The organism is Mojavia sp. (genome assembly GCF_059505145.1).
The window spans coordinates 40,422-57,625 of record NZ_JCACKA010000064.1; the positions used below are offsets into that span (position 1 = coordinate 40,422).

The 17,204-nt window shown below is 41.7% G+C and carries 12 protein-coding genes and 1 pseudogene; 10 read left to right on the top strand and 3 right to left on the bottom strand.

What is annotated here, in order from left to right:
- Nucleotides 1-59: 59 nt before the first annotated feature.
- Together AC5JL8_RS14765 and AC5JL8_RS14770 are read right to left on the bottom strand one after the other, a co-directional pair.
- Nucleotides 60-3,158 (bottom strand): peptidase domain-containing ABC transporter, encoded by a 3,099-nt coding sequence (locus tag AC5JL8_RS14765; protein ID WP_495880539.1) that lies wholly within the window; start codon nucleotides 3,156-3,158, stop codon nucleotides 60-62.
- 494 nt (nucleotides 3,159-3,652) lie between these two features.
- Nucleotides 3,653-3,880 (bottom strand): hypothetical protein, encoded by a 228-nt coding sequence (locus AC5JL8_RS14770; RefSeq protein ID WP_495880540.1) that lies wholly within the window; start codon nucleotides 3,878-3,880, stop codon nucleotides 3,653-3,655.
- 1,565 nt (nucleotides 3,881-5,445) lie between these two features.
- Between AC5JL8_RS14770 and AC5JL8_RS14775 the strand changes: the two genes are divergently transcribed.
- Both AC5JL8_RS14775 and AC5JL8_RS14780 read left to right on the top strand, forming a co-directional pair.
- Nucleotides 5,446-5,694, top strand: a complete 249-nt coding sequence (locus tag AC5JL8_RS14775) for a hypothetical protein (protein WP_495880541.1) — start codon at nucleotides 5,446-5,448, stop codon at nucleotides 5,692-5,694.
- Complete coding sequence (locus AC5JL8_RS14780) at nucleotides 5,678-6,442, top strand: class II aldolase/adducin family protein (RefSeq protein ID WP_495880542.1); 765 nt, start codon at nucleotides 5,678-5,680, stop codon at nucleotides 6,440-6,442. Before AC5JL8_RS14775 ends, AC5JL8_RS14780 begins: the two co-directional genes overlap by 17 nt.
- A gap of 216 nt (nucleotides 6,443-6,658) precedes the next feature.
- Here the strand turns inward: AC5JL8_RS14780 and fahA are convergent, their stop codons facing one another.
- A complete protein-coding gene (gene fahA / locus AC5JL8_RS14785; protein WP_495880543.1) occupies nucleotides 6,659-7,972 on the bottom strand; it encodes a fumarylacetoacetase in 1,314 nt (437 codons plus the stop codon).
- Between the two features lie 495 nt (nucleotides 7,973-8,467).
- Here fahA and AC5JL8_RS14790 point away from each other — a divergent pair.
- The 8 genes and pseudogenes from AC5JL8_RS14790 to AC5JL8_RS14825 form a co-directional block, all read left to right on the top strand.
- Nucleotides 8,468-8,581: pseudogene (locus tag AC5JL8_RS14790) on the top strand (MotA/TolQ/ExbB proton channel family protein); the annotation flags it as partial.
- 119 nt (nucleotides 8,582-8,700) lie between these two features.
- On the top strand, nucleotides 8,701-10,824 hold the full coding sequence (locus AC5JL8_RS14795; RefSeq protein WP_495880544.1) for an acylase: 2,124 nt from the start codon (nucleotides 8,701-8,703) through the stop codon (nucleotides 10,822-10,824).
- Between the two features lie 111 nt (nucleotides 10,825-10,935).
- A complete protein-coding gene (locus AC5JL8_RS14800; protein ID WP_495880579.1) occupies nucleotides 10,936-11,967 on the top strand; it encodes a FecCD family ABC transporter permease in 1,032 nt (343 codons plus the stop codon).
- Complete coding sequence (locus AC5JL8_RS14805) at nucleotides 11,964-13,004, top strand: FecCD family ABC transporter permease (RefSeq protein WP_495880545.1); 1,041 nt, start codon at nucleotides 11,964-11,966, stop codon at nucleotides 13,002-13,004. The genes AC5JL8_RS14800 and AC5JL8_RS14805 overlap by 4 nt, the downstream gene beginning before the upstream one ends.
- Nucleotides 13,005-13,073: 69 nt before the next feature.
- On the top strand, nucleotides 13,074-13,871 hold the full coding sequence (locus AC5JL8_RS14810) for an ABC transporter ATP-binding protein (RefSeq protein WP_495880546.1): 798 nt from the start codon (nucleotides 13,074-13,076) through the stop codon (nucleotides 13,869-13,871).
- A 50-nt stretch (nucleotides 13,872-13,921) separates the two neighbouring features.
- Nucleotides 13,922-14,893 carry an iron-siderophore ABC transporter substrate-binding protein gene (locus AC5JL8_RS14815; RefSeq protein ID WP_495880547.1) on the top strand — a complete coding sequence of 324 codons (972 nt, stop codon included), beginning with the start codon at nucleotides 13,922-13,924 and terminating at the stop codon, nucleotides 14,891-14,893.
- Nucleotides 14,894-14,939: 46 nt separating this feature from the next.
- On the top strand, nucleotides 14,940-15,818 hold the full coding sequence (locus AC5JL8_RS14820) for a ferric iron reductase (RefSeq protein ID WP_495880548.1): 879 nt from the start codon (nucleotides 14,940-14,942) through the stop codon (nucleotides 15,816-15,818).
- Nucleotides 15,819-15,853: 35 nt separating this feature from the next.
- A complete protein-coding gene (locus AC5JL8_RS14825) occupies nucleotides 15,854-17,173 on the top strand; it encodes an MFS transporter (RefSeq protein ID WP_495880549.1) in 1,320 nt (439 codons plus the stop codon).
- Nucleotides 17,174-17,204: the final 31 nt, after the last annotated feature.

Genomic DNA, 17,204 nt, shown 5'->3' on the forward strand with positions numbered 1-17,204 from the left:
ATAACAGTAGATAGAAGATGAAAATGCTACACTTGCGTTCCAGTATCTGATCCCTAAACTCAACTAACTTGAGCCAGTTGTTGTTGATTTAGATAGTAATAATGTCCTTTTTTGGCAATTAATTCGTCATGGCTACCGCTTTCTACCAAGACACCCTGATCTAAAACCAGGATTAAGTCAGCGTTGCGTACTGTAGATAAGCGATGGGCAATGATCACACTTGTACGCCCTTTGAGAATTGTTTTGAGGTTGTTCTGAATAATTCGTTCTGATTCCGAATCTAGGTGACTGGTGGCTTCATCAAATAGTAATAACCGAGGATTTCCGAGCAAAGCACGGGCAATAGCTAGGCGTTGGCGCTGTCCCCCAGAGAGCATACCGCCGCCTTCACCAATTTGGGATTCGTAACCCAGCGGTAACCTCTGAATAAATTCATCGGCTCCAGCATATTTTGCTGCTTGGATAATTTCTTCTAAAGAAGCATCTGGATGAGCCATCGCTATGTTTTCACGAATAGTCCCACCAAAGAGAAAGGTATCTTGGTCTACAACACCGATTTGAGAACGGAGCGATCGCAAGGAAATATTGGTGATGTCATAACCATCAATTAGTACTTTGCCATCTGTCGGAGGGTATAAACCTAAGATCAACTTGCTCAGAGTTGTTTTTCCAGAACCACTGCGCCCTACCAGCGCTACCATTTGTTCTGGCTGAATTTCAATGTTGAGATTTTCTAGTACGTTAGTCTCAGTTTCCGGGTGATAGCGAAAGGTGACATTCTGAAACTGAATGTGGCCGCGCAGTTTACCCAAAGTCTTCCGGGGTTTAGTTTGTAAATCTTCTTCTGGTTCTGCCTGCAACACATCATTAATGCGTTCGGTGGAAATCACGATTTCCTGCAATTGATTCCACAACGAAGACAGTCTCTGGAAAGGACTCAAGACATTACCCACCAACATATTAAAAGCAACTAATTGTCCAATGGTGAGTTCGCCGTTAATTACCTGGATTGCCCCATACCACATTAATGCAGTATTTACAAAAATTTGGATAATGCCACCGATAATTTGGAGACGATTACCAATTATCTGAGCATTAAAGCTTTTTTTAACCAAATTATGCAGCAGTTCCTCCCAACGCCAACGCACGTTATGTTCAATTGCCAATGAACGCACGGTACGAATTCCGGTTAGGGATTCTATGAGATAGCTTCTTTCTTCAGCACCTGCATTAAAAATCTCTCTGGAGATGCGGCGCAAAATACTTGTGCTAGCCAGCGCCAAGATAAAAAATGGTGGTACAGTACACAGCACAAATAACGACATGCGCCAACTATAAGAGAACATCAAGCTCAGATAGACCACCAATGTCAGCATATCTAGGAAGATGGAGAGTGTCTGACCGGTAAGGAAGCGCTGAATCTTCTGGTTCTCTTGGATACGCGAGACTATATCCCCGACATAACGCGACTCAAAATAGGAAAGGGGTAAGCGGAAGGTATGTTGGATAAAACCTACGACTAGGGAAATGCTAATGCGGTTAGCAGTGTGAAATAAGAGATATTGCCGTACACCGTTGACAGCGACACCAAACAACCCAAAAACGATCATCCCCAAAGCGACAGCGTTTAAGGTTGTAAGGCTGCGTTGTACAAGTACTCTGTCGAGCAACAACTGAGTGAATACTGGCGTTACTAGTCCAAATATCTGAATGAATATGGAAGCTATAAAAATTTCTAGCAGTGTCCAATAGTGAGGTTTGATTAATTCATAAAACTTCCAGAAGCTTGTACTTTCGTCTTTAGTATCTTTAAGTAAAGCTGTAGGTTGCAGTAACAATGCATAACCACTCCAACCTGCTTGAAATTCAGCTTTTGTCAGGCTGCGTTGACCAAGAGCAGGATCACATACAATCACTCGTGTTTTGGTAATTTCATAGACAACGATGAAGTGTTTGCCTTCCCAGTGGGCGATCGCAGGTAGCGGTTGTTCTGTCAATTTATCGAGAGTGGCTTTCACCGGACGGCTGGCAAAACCCAGGCTTTCTGCCGCTGTTGTCATAGCCTTCAAAGATGCACCACTGCGATTAACGTTGGTCATATCCCGCAAGCGATTGATACTAAAATGCTTGCCCCAATAGTTGCCAATCATCACCAAGCAAGCAGAGCCGCAATCGGCAGCGCTTTGTTGGGCATAGAAAGGATAGCTCTTAGTGAGGCGTTTCCACCAATGCCCGATTTGCACTTTCGGGCTAGGAAAGTAAGGACGTGATTTTTTTGGCTGTTGTTGTGACTGCTGATCTCGTTGGGGAAAAGGAATAATTTTGGATTTTTGAGATGGTGAAAGCCTTCTCTTCGTCTCTAGTCTCCAATCCTCAGTGTTTACTTCCCTGTCTCCAACTGCCGGTTCCCAGTCCTTAGTCCCTAGTCCCCAGTTCTCTAATTCCGGTAAGTATTCTAGCGCTGTTTGCACATTAGAGTTTTTCAGCACATAAACAGTTGTAGATTGGGTTGCTTGCCAATCACCTTGTTGAGGTTGAGCAAAGATTGTGCCTGGTGTCAAACGATGACCTTGAGAATGTCGTAGTTGACCTCTGTACAATAGCCACAACTGAGAATCTTGGGATATTTGCGTATTTACAGAGCCTATTTCTATTTGGTGTCGCTCAAACAAAGATAAGGCTTTGACCATCCCTGGAACTTGTGATGTATGGTGTGGGAATTGTGAGGTTTGGCGACATAACAATAGCAAATCCCAAAGTTCTGCACGGGCGTATAGGCGATCGCGAATGTTAGGATATCTGTCCATCAACATTTGCAATACGTCTTGCCTAAAATAGCCAAGCTTTAAGTTTGTCGAAGCACTGGCTGCATAAGGGCTAAAGTCAACTTCGCTAAACAGAGTTAATTCCCCGAAAACAGACCATGCACCAAAGGTAGTAATTAAATTATCATAACTATCCAAAAGTCGGACTTTGCCTGTAAGGATAATGTAGATACCAGGATTAGTCTGTGCAGATTGCCAGAACTGCTTTGCTACTGGTGGCTCCACAATTTCCATTGCTGCTTGGAAGTGTTGTAATTCTTTTTCTGAAAGCTTTGCACCCAAGGTATACAAGAGCCTTTCACCGAGTTCTTGCACAGAAAACATTGGTGGCATTTTCTAACCTCTTAGACAGAATTTAGTTATCAGTCTGAATCAGACCGAAAAGATTAATGAAAGTATTACCTGATACGGTTTTGTCTCAGACTTGCAGGATATAAATGGGTCAAACTGTCTCTGTGGTATGAGTTGGATGACAAATCACAGATATTCATGCCAGTCTCTCTAATATGCAAATTTATCTATTGAAAGTGAGTTCATGGATTTGCTCCATCTGCCACCTGTCACCTACCCTATATCTCTCCTTCTATTAGGTACCTCAGCAGGTAGAGAGGCTTTTTCCACCTCTTTATTCTCGTTTTTTGATCTCCTCCTTAAGGGAGATAACCCTAAGCCTTCTTCGAGTCATACTTACTATGGGTAAAGACGTTAGCCACCACTCAAAGAGCTAAATATTTTTTCGTAAGAAAAAATAATAAATTTGACAATAAGTTACGACCGCAATGGTGATTAATGTGGAATTATTTTCAGAGCATAATTGGTGGGTGTAGCTATCCCCATGCAAGCTCTCTAAGCTCCCAATCACCAGTAACCGGAATTTTACCGAGATATTGATTGTGAGGAAGATGTTGGTCTTTAAAATTAGCTTCTATGCTCTTGAATAAGTCCTGATGCTGAAAAAGCGTTAAAAAACTACTAATTTCAGACAACCCTTGCTTTGCAATAGCCTTAGCGTTGTATTGAGTGAAATGGTGTGACATAATTGTATCAACTTGCACTTAGCCGTAAATTGTGGGCAACAGTATCCAAGGCAGTTGTGTGATGAAAGCCTGACAGCAAAAACAACACAACTGCTTTCAGATTAATCTTGTACGATTAGTCTGGCATTTACATAATGTGCAATTATTTCCCGATGTTATCCCTCTAGGGTTTAGCGAGTCTAGAGGGTAGCCTCCGGGGATAGCCTCAGTCTAAAACGTGTAACTTCTAGCATTAAAAAGCTGGTTTTAGCTAGGCTACAGTCAATAAACAAGAAGCACTATAAAGCACATCATAATATTTTTAAATTTTACTAATCAAGAAAAGCTGTTCTTAAACAATCTTGTTTAAGCTTGCTTGGAAAATGGTATGATTAAGCACTGTCTTGCCGTATGTATTATCTTTTAGGGAACCTCCGAGATTAACATACATCAACTTGATACCTCATCTAGGGCAATGAGTTAAAAAGGTTAAATGGGTTTTGCAAAAAATATTTTACGTAATTAGCTTACACTGATTCACTAAAAATTTGAATAATTTACACCAACTTTAATTTACCTTTTCCAAAAAATTATATTGAGATAATACTTAGCAAAAAAGTATTATCGTTAGGTACTATTTATAAAGTAAATCTAAAGAAAATTAAGTATTGCGACACAATGTGAATCATAACAGATTATATGGTAGCTTCACGCATTTGGTAGAAGACGCTCATAATCTTTGCTCAGACGATATTGATTAAATTCTCTAAAAGTTCGTTAACTACTCAACGCTTAGATAAAACCTCATAACTGTAGGTTCAATAAGACGTATCGCTTCAACACGAGCTTGAATTATCAAATCATACAGCTAGTGCAAACCAATCCCCGTCATAGCTTGAATCAACCCAGATAACCTCAAATTTGAATAACATTTAGCTATGTTTAATAGTTACATAATCTCAAGCAAATTAAGACAGATTTTTTATGATTTTTTCTTACAGTCAAATGTATTAGTTAGAAATATAATAATATTTTTTTAGACTAATGTATGCTAATGCATGACAAAATGACTCAGCAAGATTAAGTCATGCCAATTGGGGTCACTGTGCCGAAACGGGAAGATTGTACGAATCGGAAATTTAATAAATTTCAATCACCTGGAGTGACAAAAGAAAGTTAGTGGCTTTGTTGACGAGTATTGCATCTTTTGACCGCTGGTTAATCCTTCATGGCATGTTGAATTTTGAATTGCTTATTATCCTGCTTACTACTAATCCACCACGACGAATATTAATCAGGTAGGTATGGGTAGGCAGCGATCGCATCGCAATACGTCCTTATGGAAGTTCTCTGGTATTTAACTGCGCCAGATGGGCCATATCCTGATGCTTGATTTTTCGGCGTTGCATATTTGCGGGATGATTTAGCAACATCAGAAAACTTCTCCCCCAGCTACCCCAGCTTGCCCCAATTCATCCCACTGTTCTGCAATACCGATTTTTCCTTTCACTGGGGAATTCCTGGGTTTATATAAAGGCAACTAAGAAGAAACACTGTATCTGTGTGTAGATAGCGGTGGCGCGCAAAGATATGCAGAATTAAAAGTGGTAGAAAAGCGATCGCTGCAACCAGGTGATATCTATTGCCTCTTGCATCCAAATGGCGATATTCACGCTGTCAAAACTATATCTCAGATTACAACCGTATCTATCCATCTTTTGGGTAATGATGCTGGTTGTATCTGGCATCACCAGTTTATTCCAGAATCGCACAGCGTCAAATCATGTCGTTCTGGATACTGCAATGCACCGTGTAAACAAGACAAAGAAAAAGAAAATGCCGACGAAATTTAGTAGACCCCAACCCCCCGTATTTAAGAAAGTTGAAGAAGAACGCTTGCACCGTAAGCAACGCCTAGCTGCGGCCTTTCGCTTGTTTGCTAAGTTTGAGTTCAGTGAAGGCGTCGCTGGTCATATTACAGCTCGCGATCCTGAGTTTCCAGACCATTTTTGGATGAACCCATTAGGAGTAGACTTTGGACATATCCGAGTTTCTGACTTGATTTTGGTGAATAAACAAGGCGAGGTTGTCAAAGGCGATCAACCAGTGAATCAAGCCGCCTTCAGCATTCTTTCTCAAATTCATCAGGCTCGGCCCGATGTGATAGCCACAGCCCATGCTCATTCAATTTACGGTAAAGCTTGGTCTAATTTGGGACGCCCGCTCGACCCCCTAACTCAAGACTCTTGTGCTTTCTACGAAGACCATAGCGTATTTCATGACTACACGGGTATTGTGCTAGATAGCTCCGAAGGCAAACGAATTGCTGAGACTCTGGGTCGTCGTAAAGCAGTAATTTTACGTAACCACGGTCTTTTGACCGTCGGACGTTCAGTAGATGCAGCTGTCTGGTGGTTCATCAGCCTAGAACGCTCAAGTCAAGCACAACTTCTAGCTGAGGCTGCTGGTCAACCTCAAATTATCAAGCATGAAACTGCTCGTTTAGCACAAACCCAAGTAGGAACACATTCAACTGGCTGGTTTAGCTTTCAACCACTTTATAACAGGATTGTACGCGAAGAACCCGATTTAGTTCAGTAGTAGTGTATTTTTTGTAACTGAAAGTATTTAGTTCAGCTGAGTTTTATATGACGGTAAACCTGTAGGTTTTAAATATTTAAAATAATTTGAACAAGCGATCTAATAGGGAGGTGATTTGTAAAGAAACCTCTGTCTTTAAAATAAGGCAGATGCCAGAAGGTAGGGGGTAGGGGGAAAGAACTATGAATAACTTTTCCCCTTGTCCCCAATCCCCAATTAAGCAGCTAGAATCACGCCTCGACATTCTCCAAAACCCACTCGGTTGTAACCTGCTTTCTCACAATATCCGCGAAGAATAACTTCATCTCCATCAGACAAAAATTTTCTGGCTTCGCCCGTAGGAAGTTCAATAGGTTGAGAACCACGTTGAGTCATTTCTAGTAAGCAACCTTGCGAACCTTCTTCAGCACCAGAAACGGTTCCACTAGCAAGTAAATCTCCAGAACGAAGATTGCAACCATTACTTGAGTGATGGGTGAGCATTTGCGCCAATGTCCAATACATACTTTGAAAGGAACCACGGCTCAAACGCAACGGCTGCATATCCTGTTCTTGCATTTGGGGTGAACGAATCCATACTTCCAAGGTAATGTCGATACCACCCAAATTAGTATCAAGTGATGAACACAGATAGGGTAGCGGTTGGGGGTCGTCTTGATGACGGCGAAAAGCTGGACAGCGAAAAGGCGCTAAAGCTTCTAAAGTTAATATCCAAGGAGAAATTGTAGTAGCAAAGCTTTTAGATAAAAACGGGCCAAGGGGCTGATATTCCCATGCTTGGATATCCCGCGCTGACCAGTCATTAACTAAACACAGTCCAAATATATGTTCTTCTGCTTTATCTACATATATGGGTTGTCCTAGTTGATTGCCAGCACCTACAAAAAACCCAACTTCTAACTCGTAGTCCAGCATTTGAGAAGGTGAAAAGCTAGGGGCTGAATTTTCTGGTTTCTTTATTTGACCACTGGGACGCTTAATAGAAGTACCGCTAGGCACAATCGAGGAAGCGCGTCCATGATAGGCAATAGGCACATATTTGTAGTTTGGAAGCAAAGGATTGTCAGGACGGAACAGCTTTCCTACATTGGTGGCGTGAAAAATTGAAGCGTAAAAATCAGTATAATCGCCAATGTTTGCTGGTAATAAAAGTTCAGCATCAGACATTGATATGAGAATTTCTCTTTCTGAGGAAGGCTGTTGTTCGTATCGCAACAATTCGCTTAAGCGATGACGCAACGCTAATCTAGCTTGGGTTTCCATTCCCATCAATAAATTTAAGTTAGGTGCTGTACAAGCTGCTTGCAGTTGTTCGGGGAGTTCTTGAAGCAACTGTGCATGGTAACATCTGGATAAATCTAAAATCTTATCTCCAATTGCAACCCCAATTCGTGTAGTTTCAGCGCTACCCTGAGTGCGAAATACGCCAAAAGGTAAGTTTTGGATGGGGAAATCAATATTTTGTTGATTTGCTGATTCTACCCAACTGCGTAAATTTGGGTTATGGGTAGCGTCTATGGAATGGGACATAACTGGAGATGGGGAGAGTACAGTGGCTAGGTAAGGCTAATCAATTGTCAACAATAGTACAAATAATAGACTTAACTTTTACACATCCCGTAGACAGCCAAAGCTAATATCACTTCTCCAAAATCTGGCAACATATCAATTAAATCTCCCCATCTTTGTGTCTTTGCGTCCCCCCAGCCTTTCTTTTGGGTCAAGAATTTATTGATAGTCTTTTTCGTTAGTTTTCTTAAAATAAAGCCATCAGACACAAATCTAAAGCAATAAATATTTTTTATATTGACTGCGGATTATAGCTCAAAACAGCCGTAATCTACAATCAGTATTCTTTGTCAGAACAAAACTAATTGCCCATAATAGTAAAATATGGCAATTAAGACTCGTATAAACTTGACATGGGTTCTATTTTATTTTAGTGTTTATTGCAAATATATTTCATCATATAAAAAGAATCGGTTGGTCTGACAGTGGGTTTTTAACTTGTTTAGGGGCTAGTAGATGGGAATCAACAAACTGTTTAGCGCTGGTGGCGTGGTTAGGTGGCCACTGCTGGGCTTTAGTGTGATGGCGATCGCTTTAATTATTGAGTTGGTGCGTTTTTGGGATCGCATCACCTATGACGGTTCAAAAAAGCAGTTAAGACTCACATTAGGTTACCGCGATCGCTCATTGCTGTTTTGCTGAGATCTGCTTGGCGATATCGCAGCCTTTAATCTTTTACTCTAAATAAAATGTTGTTTACGGCTAAAACTAAGCTTGATAGTTCTTTGGGCTGGCAGAAAAAATCAAGAAGATTTTTACCTTTTCTACTGGGCATCATATTTACATTGATAGTGAGTAGCCAAAGTATAAGCTCTGCACCCAAAAATACAGAAATCCTGTGGGATACCTACGGCATACCGCATATTTACGGTAATAACGCCCAAGGTGCTTTTCAAGCCTTTGGTTGGGCACAAATGCAAAGTCATGGTAACTTGCTGTTGCGCCTTTACGGCCAAGCACGGGGACGGGCTGCCGAATATTGGGGAGAGGAATATTTAGATTCAGATAAATGGGTACTAACAATGGGCGTACCCAAAAGTGCTAGCGCTTGGTATAAAGCCCAAAGTCCTGCTTTTCGCAGTAACATAGATGCCTTTGCGAATGGGATTAATACTTATGCCAAAGAGCATCGCAATTTAATTGATGATGAAGTAGAAGTAGTATTACCAGTCACGCCGGAGGATGTATTAAGTCACCTGCAACGGGTACTGCTTTTTACTTTTATAGTCAATCCAGGGAGTGTTGCAGATGTCACCCAGCCTCAGTCTCCAGGAGCCTCTAATGGTTGGGCGATCGCACCGAAACGGTCTGCTAGTGGTAAAGCAATGCTGTTGGCAAATCCCCACTTACCTTGGGGCGATTTATTTTTGTGGTACGAAGCCCAAATTACTGCCCCAGGAATTGATGCTTATGGAGCAACATTGGTAGGCATTCCCGTGTTGGCGATCGCCTTCAACGATAATTTAGGTTGGACTCACACCGTCAATACTCATGATGGTTGGGATGCCTACGAATTGAAATTGCAAAACAACGGCTATCTCTTTGATGGCAAAGTTCGCCCTTTTGAAACAGCAAACTTTCCATTAAAGGTAAAGCAAAAAAATGGCTCCTTGCAAGAGCAAATATTCTCGGTCAAAAGTTCTATTCACGGCCCAGTAATTACGCACAAAGACGGTAAAGCAGTAGCGCTGCGTGTTGTTGGTCAAGACAGTCCAGGTGTTTTAGAACAGTGGTGGGATATGGCAAGCTCCAAAAATTTCACCCAATTTCAAAAAGCACTGCAACGCTTGCAACTACCCATGTTTACCGTCATGTATGCCGACCGTGAGGGGCATATTATGCATTTATTCAACGGTCTGGTTCCCGTGCGTCAAAAAGGAGACTTTGCATACTGGCAAGGTATTATCCCTGGCGATACATCCAAAACTTTGTGGACTACAACTCACCCTTATCAAGATTTACCCAAAGTAATTGATCCACCCAGTGGTTGGTTACAAAATGCCAATGACCCACCTTGGACTACTACTTTTCCATCTCCTATCAAAGCAGATAATTATCCATCTTACATGGCTCCACGGGGGCCGATGTACTTCCGGGCGCAGCGTTCTGCCAGGATGTTAGCTGAAGATAACAGCATTTCCTTTGAAGAAATGATTGCCTATAAGCATTCTACACAGATGGAACTGGCGGAGCGGATTATAGATGATTTGATTCTGGCAGCCCAACAGCAAGGGGATGAATTAACACGTCGCGCCACCGATGTCTTGAGGGCGTGGGATCGCAAAGCTGATGCTAACAGCCGAGGCGCTGTACTGTTTAGTTTCTGGGCTGACGATATAGACTTTGATACGGTGTTTAGCACTCCTTGGGACGAGAAATCTCCACGCACGACACCCGACGGCTTGGCTGATCCTAAAAGTGCAGTCAAAGCACTAGCAGATGCAGCGGCAAAAGTAGAAAAAGCTTATGGAAAACTAGATGTCGCTTGGGGTGATGTCTTTCGATTGCGGTCTGGCAAGTTAGACTTACCTGCTAATGGTGGTGATGGAGATAAAGGTATCTTCCGCGTAGTGGATTTCGCCCCAGCCAATGATGGACGCTTTCAAGCAGTATCAGGTGACTCTTACGTTGCTGCTGTGGAGTTTTCCCAACCAGTCAAAGCAAAGGCTCTTACCAGCTATGGCAATGCTACTCAACCTAATTCGCCTCATGTTGGCGATCAACTACAATTTTTTGCTCGTCAGCAATTGCGTCCGGTATGGCGAACCCGACAGGAGATTACAGCTCATTTGGAGGAGCGCAAAGTATTTTAACTAGGAGGGGGATTGGGGATTGGGGACTGGGGATTGGGCATGGGGCATTGGGCATGGGGGAAATTATTACTCACAACTCAGGACTTAGCACTCAGCACTCCTACAAAGAGAATGGCAAAAGCAACTACAACGTTACCTAGAGGAATAAAAAAGCCACAAATGTCACCTTTAGTGGGTCTGGTTCTGGGACTAATTGTCCTGCTGATTTGCTCGGTGTACAGTGTCACTCTGGGTGCAGCAGAAATACCTCTAGGCACGATTCTGGCATCCTTTGTAACCTTTGACGGTTCTTATGATCACTTAGTTATTCAGACTGTGAGATTACCGCGATCGCTCATTGCTATCCTTGTAGGAGCAGCCTTGGCAGTCGCTGGAGCTTTAATGCAAGGTTTGACGCGTAACCCTTTAGCAGATCCAGGTATTTTAGGTATTGAGTCAGGAGCAGCACTGGCTGTAGTTGCAACAATTTTTATTTTTGGCAGTTCGTCCTTGAGTGTTTTAACCGTTGTGGCCTTGTTGGGTGCAGGAGCCACAGCGATGTTAGTCTATTGTCTTGGTTCTCTGGGACGAGGAGGAGCTACCCCACTGAATCTGACAGTAGCTGGTGCGGCGCTTACAGCTCTAATTTCTTCTCTCACCACTGCTATCCTCATTGTCAGTCAACGAACATTAGATGAAATTAGATTTTGGTTAGCTGGTTCACTAGCTGGCCGCGATGCCAATATACTCTTACAAGTCCTACCTTTCGTCGCTATTGGATTAGTAGTTGCTTTTGCCCTTGGTAGACAAATTACCACCATGAGTCTCGGTGAAGATGTAGCAAAAGGTTTAGGCCAACAAACCGCTTGGATCAAAATAATTACTGCCATCAGCGTCGTTTTACTGGCGGGAAGTTCAGTAGCGCTTGCTGGGCCAATTGGCTTTATTGGCTTAGTCGTTCCCCACATTGTGAAATTTTTCATCAAAGCTGATTACCGTTGGATTTTGCCTTATTCGGCAATTGTGGGAGCAATTTTAGTCTTAATTGCAGATATTGCTGCCCGTTTGTTGCTCAAGCCACAGGAATTACCTGTAGGTGTGATGACAGCACTCGTGGGCGCTCCTTTTTTTGTGTATTTGGCTAAGTCAAAGGTTAAAAAATGAAAGTTGATTGGCTAGTCATCCGTTCCCCAACGATATCTTTTCGTATAGACAGACGTGTACCAGCGATACTGCTTTGTTTAGCAGCAGTTATTGTGGTAGCGATGGTGATGAATATCAGCCGGGGTGAATATCCCATCTCGCCCTTAGATATTGTCAAAACTGTATTAGGTTTAGATACAGGCAACCGGGATCATGCTTTTGTGATTCACAACTTGCGTCTACCCCGTACCCTTGTTGCTTTTATGGTGGGAGTGGCGCTGGCAATCTCTGGCACTATATTTCAAGGCATCACACGTAACCCATTGGCTGATCCTGCTTTTATTGGCATCAATTCAGGAGCGAGCCTGGCAGCAGTCACAGTAATTGTGTTATTCCCCTCAGCGCCAATTTACACCTTGCCTTTATCGGCCTTTGCTGGTGCTTTGCTGATGGGTGGTTTAATTTACTGGCTGGCTTGGAACAATGGTAGTTCTCCTCTTCTGTTTATCTTGATAGGTATTGGCTTGTCTGCGATCGCCAATGCTTTCATCAGCTTGATGATTACCTTTGGCGAGATTTATAGCGTCACTGATGCTTTGGTGTGGTTAGCGGGCAGTGTATACGGACGCACCTGGGAGCAAGTCTTTTCTTTATTGCCTTGGTTGATTATTTTTATACCGATGGCGTTGACGCTAGCAAGGCATTTGAACGCCTTGAATTTGGGAGATGATCTAGCCAAAGGTCTAGGTACTCGTGTGGAATGGCAACGTGCTTTACTCGTGCTAGTGGGTGTAGCCTTAGCAGGTGCATCAGTCGCCACTGCTGGCAATATTAGCTTCGTTGGTTTAATTGCACCCCATATAGGACGACAGTTGGTAGGCCCAAACCATCAAGGGTTGATTCCCACCGCAGCACTGTTGGGTGGAATGATTGTTGTAGTCGCAGACTTCCTAGGGCGAACTTTGTTTGCACCTATCGAGATTCCTTGTGGAGTAGTGACTGCTGCTATTGGCGCTCCTTATTTTCTGTATTTGCTAATTAGTAACCGTAAAAAATAAGAGACTAGGGGCTGGGGAATTGGTAAAAATTAGGTTTTCATAAATCCAAAATCCAAAATGGTATCAATTATGAAAGGACTATCAACCAAAGGTCTATCTTTAGCTTATGATGGTGTGCCAATTATTCGTGATTTGAATTTGGCAATCCCCACCGGACAAATTAGTGCTTTAGTTGGTGCTAATGGTTGCGGTAAATCAACTTTATTAAGAGGTTTAGCAAGATTGCTGAAACCTTGCGGCGGTACGGTATATCTTGATGGAGAGTCTATTTTAAAGCTTTCCACCAAAGAAGTAGCACAACAGTTAGGAATTTTACCCCAAAGTCCAGTTGCACCAGAAGGGTTAACAGTAAGAGATTTGGTAGCACAAGGACGTTATCCTTATCAAAATTGGTTGCAGCAGTGGTCAGCCAAAGATGAAAAAATCGTCCAACAGGCGCTAGAGATTACAGATTTGTTGGAGTTGGCAGATAGAGCGCTCGATACCTTGTCTGGTGGACAACGACAGCGAGCTTGGATTGCAATGGCACTCGCACAGGATACAGATATTTTACTATTAGATGAGCCAACTACTTTTTTGGATTTGGCGCATCAAATAGAGGTTTTGGATTTGTTGTATGAGTTGAACCAAACTCAGGAAAGAACTATTGTCATGGTGCTGCATGATTTGAATCAAGCTTGTCGTTATGCAGATTATTTGGTTGCTGTCAAGGAAGGTCGAATTTTTACGGCTGGCGAACCAAAGCAGGTAATGACAGAGGAAATGGTACAACAGGTTTTTGGGTTAGAGTGTCGTATTGTTGCTGACCCAGTTGTAGGAACACCGATGTGTGTACCAATAGGACGTAAGGCAAGGAAAACTTATTAAAAGTAGAGTATCTGGCTGCTTAATTTCCACAGTTAATGCTAAAGTACACAATGATAAATAAACGCTGGTATAAACACATTAAATTATTGTTGATAATAACCCTAAGTGTAATATTTATTAAGGGTTGCTATGTTTTTTTACCTAAAAAAATATATTCTTCAAATGTCAACTCAATAGTATCAGAATGCCGAACAATTAAGCATGATTTAGGGGAAAGCTGTATTCCTTTCAATCTCCAACGTATCATTGTAACCGACCAAGACAGTTTAGAATCATTAGTAGCTTTGGATTTAAAACCAATAGCAACAACAATCGCAAATCGCGTGGGTAATAAAGCACGTATATTGGAGGGTAAAATCGATGGTATTACTTATCTAGGAAAGGAAAGCGAGATAAATATTGAAAAAATTTTACAATTAAATCCTGATTTAATATTAGGTTTGTGGATTAGTCCTCAAGAATATAAATTATTTTCTCAAATAGCTCCAACAGTTTCAATAGGTTATACAGAAGCTGGTTGGAAAAAAACTTTCAAACAGATAGCCGAAATAGTAGATAAAAGTCAAGAAGCAGAAAAAGTACTGGAGCAATATCAACAAAGAATTGCAAAATTAAAATTAGCTTTTGCTCAAAAAATTGGCAAAGCAGAAATTTGCGTGATGCGATTTTATACAGACCTAAAATTTACCCAGTTTCTTAACCACTTATCATTTCCCGTAAGTATTTTGGAGGAGCTAGAACTATCTATTCCCCTTGCACAACGTCAAGCTAGTAATTCAAAGGTAAGTTATGACAATGTTAGTTTAGAACGTGTAGACCTGCTAGAAGCAGACGCAATGTTTATAGCTCTAGACCCAGGTGCGGAAGAAAATTTTCAAAAATATAAAAATAGTCCTTTATGGCAAACGCTAAATGTAGTTAAAAAAAATCGGGTATATACCGTTGATTCCAGTTACTGGATTTTTGGCAGTGTCCTGTCAGCAAATGCCATTTTAGATGACCTAGTTAAATATTTATTGTAAGCCCCGTAAGAGGATATCGACTTTGAGTTATACAGGAAGTTTATAGATGTCACAACAACTAATTATCCCCAAAGTGTGTAATCTTATAGAAGAAATATTTGCACACGCTCAACGTACTTTAGATAGTTTCTACACTGACTGCATGATATTGACTCAGCCTCCTGATGGTGCTGAGGTCATCGCACTTAACGATTACTTACAACCAGAAAGATTTCTATCTGTTATAAAAGCTAGGCCTGAATACGAAAAAACCCAAGATATTCGCATTGCTGCATCTATCTGGAACAAAGTTTATAGCTGGAAAACATTACCGGGTGTTTTAGCTTTGATGACTTGGGCAGGGGTAGGTCTAGATGCTTCTCTTGAGAATGTAAGTTTTGTTTTGGAAGACGGTCAACCCAAGGCAGTATGGTTTCACGATCTCAGTTGTACTGTAATTTATCCTAAGCGATCGTTCATCCCAATCCCCAAAGACTATCCAGGAAAAATAGTCAACAGCGTTGATGCTTTACACCAAGCCGTATTTACTGGCTTGTTCCAACGAAATTTAGCACCAATGATTGACCGCGTTCATAGTTTAACCAAACTCTCCAAAAAAACTATGTGGGGCAATGCGGTTAACGCCTCTGAAGGACAGTTTGCCGAACTCAGCAAATGCAGTAGCCCAGAAGCAATACAAGCAGATTATTCGGTTTTGTATGAACAACCTTACAGTTCAGTAATGCCGGATCGCAATCCCCTTTACAATTTAGTACGCACCGAACAACTCAATGAACCAGGTTTACCTACCCAAGTCACAGTTCGGCTCACTTGCTGTTTATATAATTTTATTCCTCCATATGATGCAAAGTGTCCTAACTGTCCTCTGATAGAACCAAAGGAACGAATTGCACTCATGAAAGAAGAGTTGGCTGAAGATAGCTGAAATAACACTAATCTAACGACTGAAAAATACTACAAATGCCACAACAACCAAACCCTGCCAGTATGCGTAATTTTATGATCGTCTGGCTTGGTCAGCTAGTGTCTACTATCGGTAGCAGCATGACCAGTTTTGCGATTGAAATCTGGGCATGGGAAATTACAGGCAAAGCAACTACCCTCACTCTAGTGGGTTTTTTTAGTTTGCTTCCCAGTATTATTATTACCCCCATCAGTGGTGTCATTGTAGACCGCTTTAATCGAAAACTATTAATGATGGTAGGTGACACAGTAGCAGTTATTACTACTATTATTATTTTATTATTGTATCTCACCAATCATTTACAAATTTGGCACTTTTACCTGACAGGCGCTATTGTCGGAACTTTCAATCAATTTCAGTCTTTGGCATACTCGTCATCAGTATCGCTGATGATTCCTAAAAAGCACTATACCCGCGCTAGTAGTTTACAATTTGTGTCTGGCTACGGCAGCAATATTATTGCACCTGCTTTAGCTGGATATCTTTACACAATCATTGGTTTTTTAGGAATTTGGCTAATTGATATATTTACTTTTACCATCGCAATTAGCAGCTTATTGTTAGTAAGTATTCCTCAACCACCAACAACCGAAAATGAAAAACTAGCTAATATCTGGCGAGAATTAGGATTTGGTTGGCGCTACATTAATAACCAAAAAAGCTTACTGGCACTGTTAGTAGTTAATTTATTATTTTGGCTTCCTCATGACATTGGTAATTCTCTATACTCACCGATGATTTTGTCAAGAACAAATAATAATACTTTAGTGCTAGGTAGCTTGGCTTCTGCGGCTGGTTTTGGCGGTGTAATGGGAGCGATAATTCTTAGTACTTGGGGTGGTTTTAGACGTAAAATCAAAGGTGTTTTATTGGGGATGATCGGTGCAGGTTTAAGTAAAGTTGTCTTTGGTTTGGGTAGAACTCCTTGGGTTTGGATTCCTGCACAATTTTGCTCATCTTTCAATTTTCCTTTAAATGGGAGTTCGGATACTGCTATTTGGTTAGCTAAAGTACCTCCTAATGTGCAAGGAAGAGTTTTTGCAGCGCGATCGCTACTTTTGCAGATAGCTTCTGCGGTAGGCTACTTAATAGCAGGGCCTTTGGCAGATCAAGTTTTTACACCTGCGTTGCAATCAGGGGGCGTTCTGGTTGGGATGTTCGGAGGATTATTGGGGACTGGTACTGGTGCAGGGATATCCCTTTTATATGTGATTTGTGCCGTGTGGATGTTACTGGTTGGTTTGGTTGGGTTTTCTGTACGCGTGCTGCGGGATGTAGAAACTATTGTGCCCGACCATGATGCGGAGTATAGCTAGTTAAAATAATCATAAATTTTCCTGTTTTCTA

Bases quoted from the DNA above. Each gene is read 5' to 3' on its own strand.
- AC5JL8_RS14810 (WP_495880546.1), top strand. From the start codon at position 13,074: ATGAAAGGACTATCAACCAAAGGTCTATCTTTAGCTTATGATGGTGTG.
- AC5JL8_RS14780 (WP_495880542.1), top strand. From the start codon at position 5,678: ATGCCGACGAAATTTAGTAGACCCCAACCCCCCGTATTTAAGAAAGTT.
- AC5JL8_RS14765 (WP_495880539.1), bottom strand. From the start codon at position 3,158: ATGCCACCAATGTTTTCTGTGCAAGAACTCGGTGAAAGGCTCTTGTAT.
- AC5JL8_RS14820 (WP_495880548.1), top strand. From the start codon at position 14,940: ATGTCACAACAACTAATTATCCCCAAAGTGTGTAATCTTATAGAAGAA.
- AC5JL8_RS14800 (WP_495880579.1), top strand. From the start codon at position 10,936: ATGGCAAAAGCAACTACAACGTTACCTAGAGGAATAAAAAAGCCACAA.
- AC5JL8_RS14825 (WP_495880549.1), top strand. From the start codon at position 15,854: ATGCCACAACAACCAAACCCTGCCAGTATGCGTAATTTTATGATCGTC.
- AC5JL8_RS14805 (WP_495880545.1), top strand. From the start codon at position 11,964: ATGAAAGTTGATTGGCTAGTCATCCGTTCCCCAACGATATCTTTTCGT.
- AC5JL8_RS14815 (WP_495880547.1), top strand. From the start codon at position 13,922: ATGATAAATAAACGCTGGTATAAACACATTAAATTATTGTTGATAATA.
- fahA (WP_495880543.1), bottom strand. From the start codon at position 7,972: ATGTCCCATTCCATAGACGCTACCCATAACCCAAATTTACGCAGTTGG.
- AC5JL8_RS14795 (WP_495880544.1), top strand. From the start codon at position 8,701: ATGTTGTTTACGGCTAAAACTAAGCTTGATAGTTCTTTGGGCTGGCAG.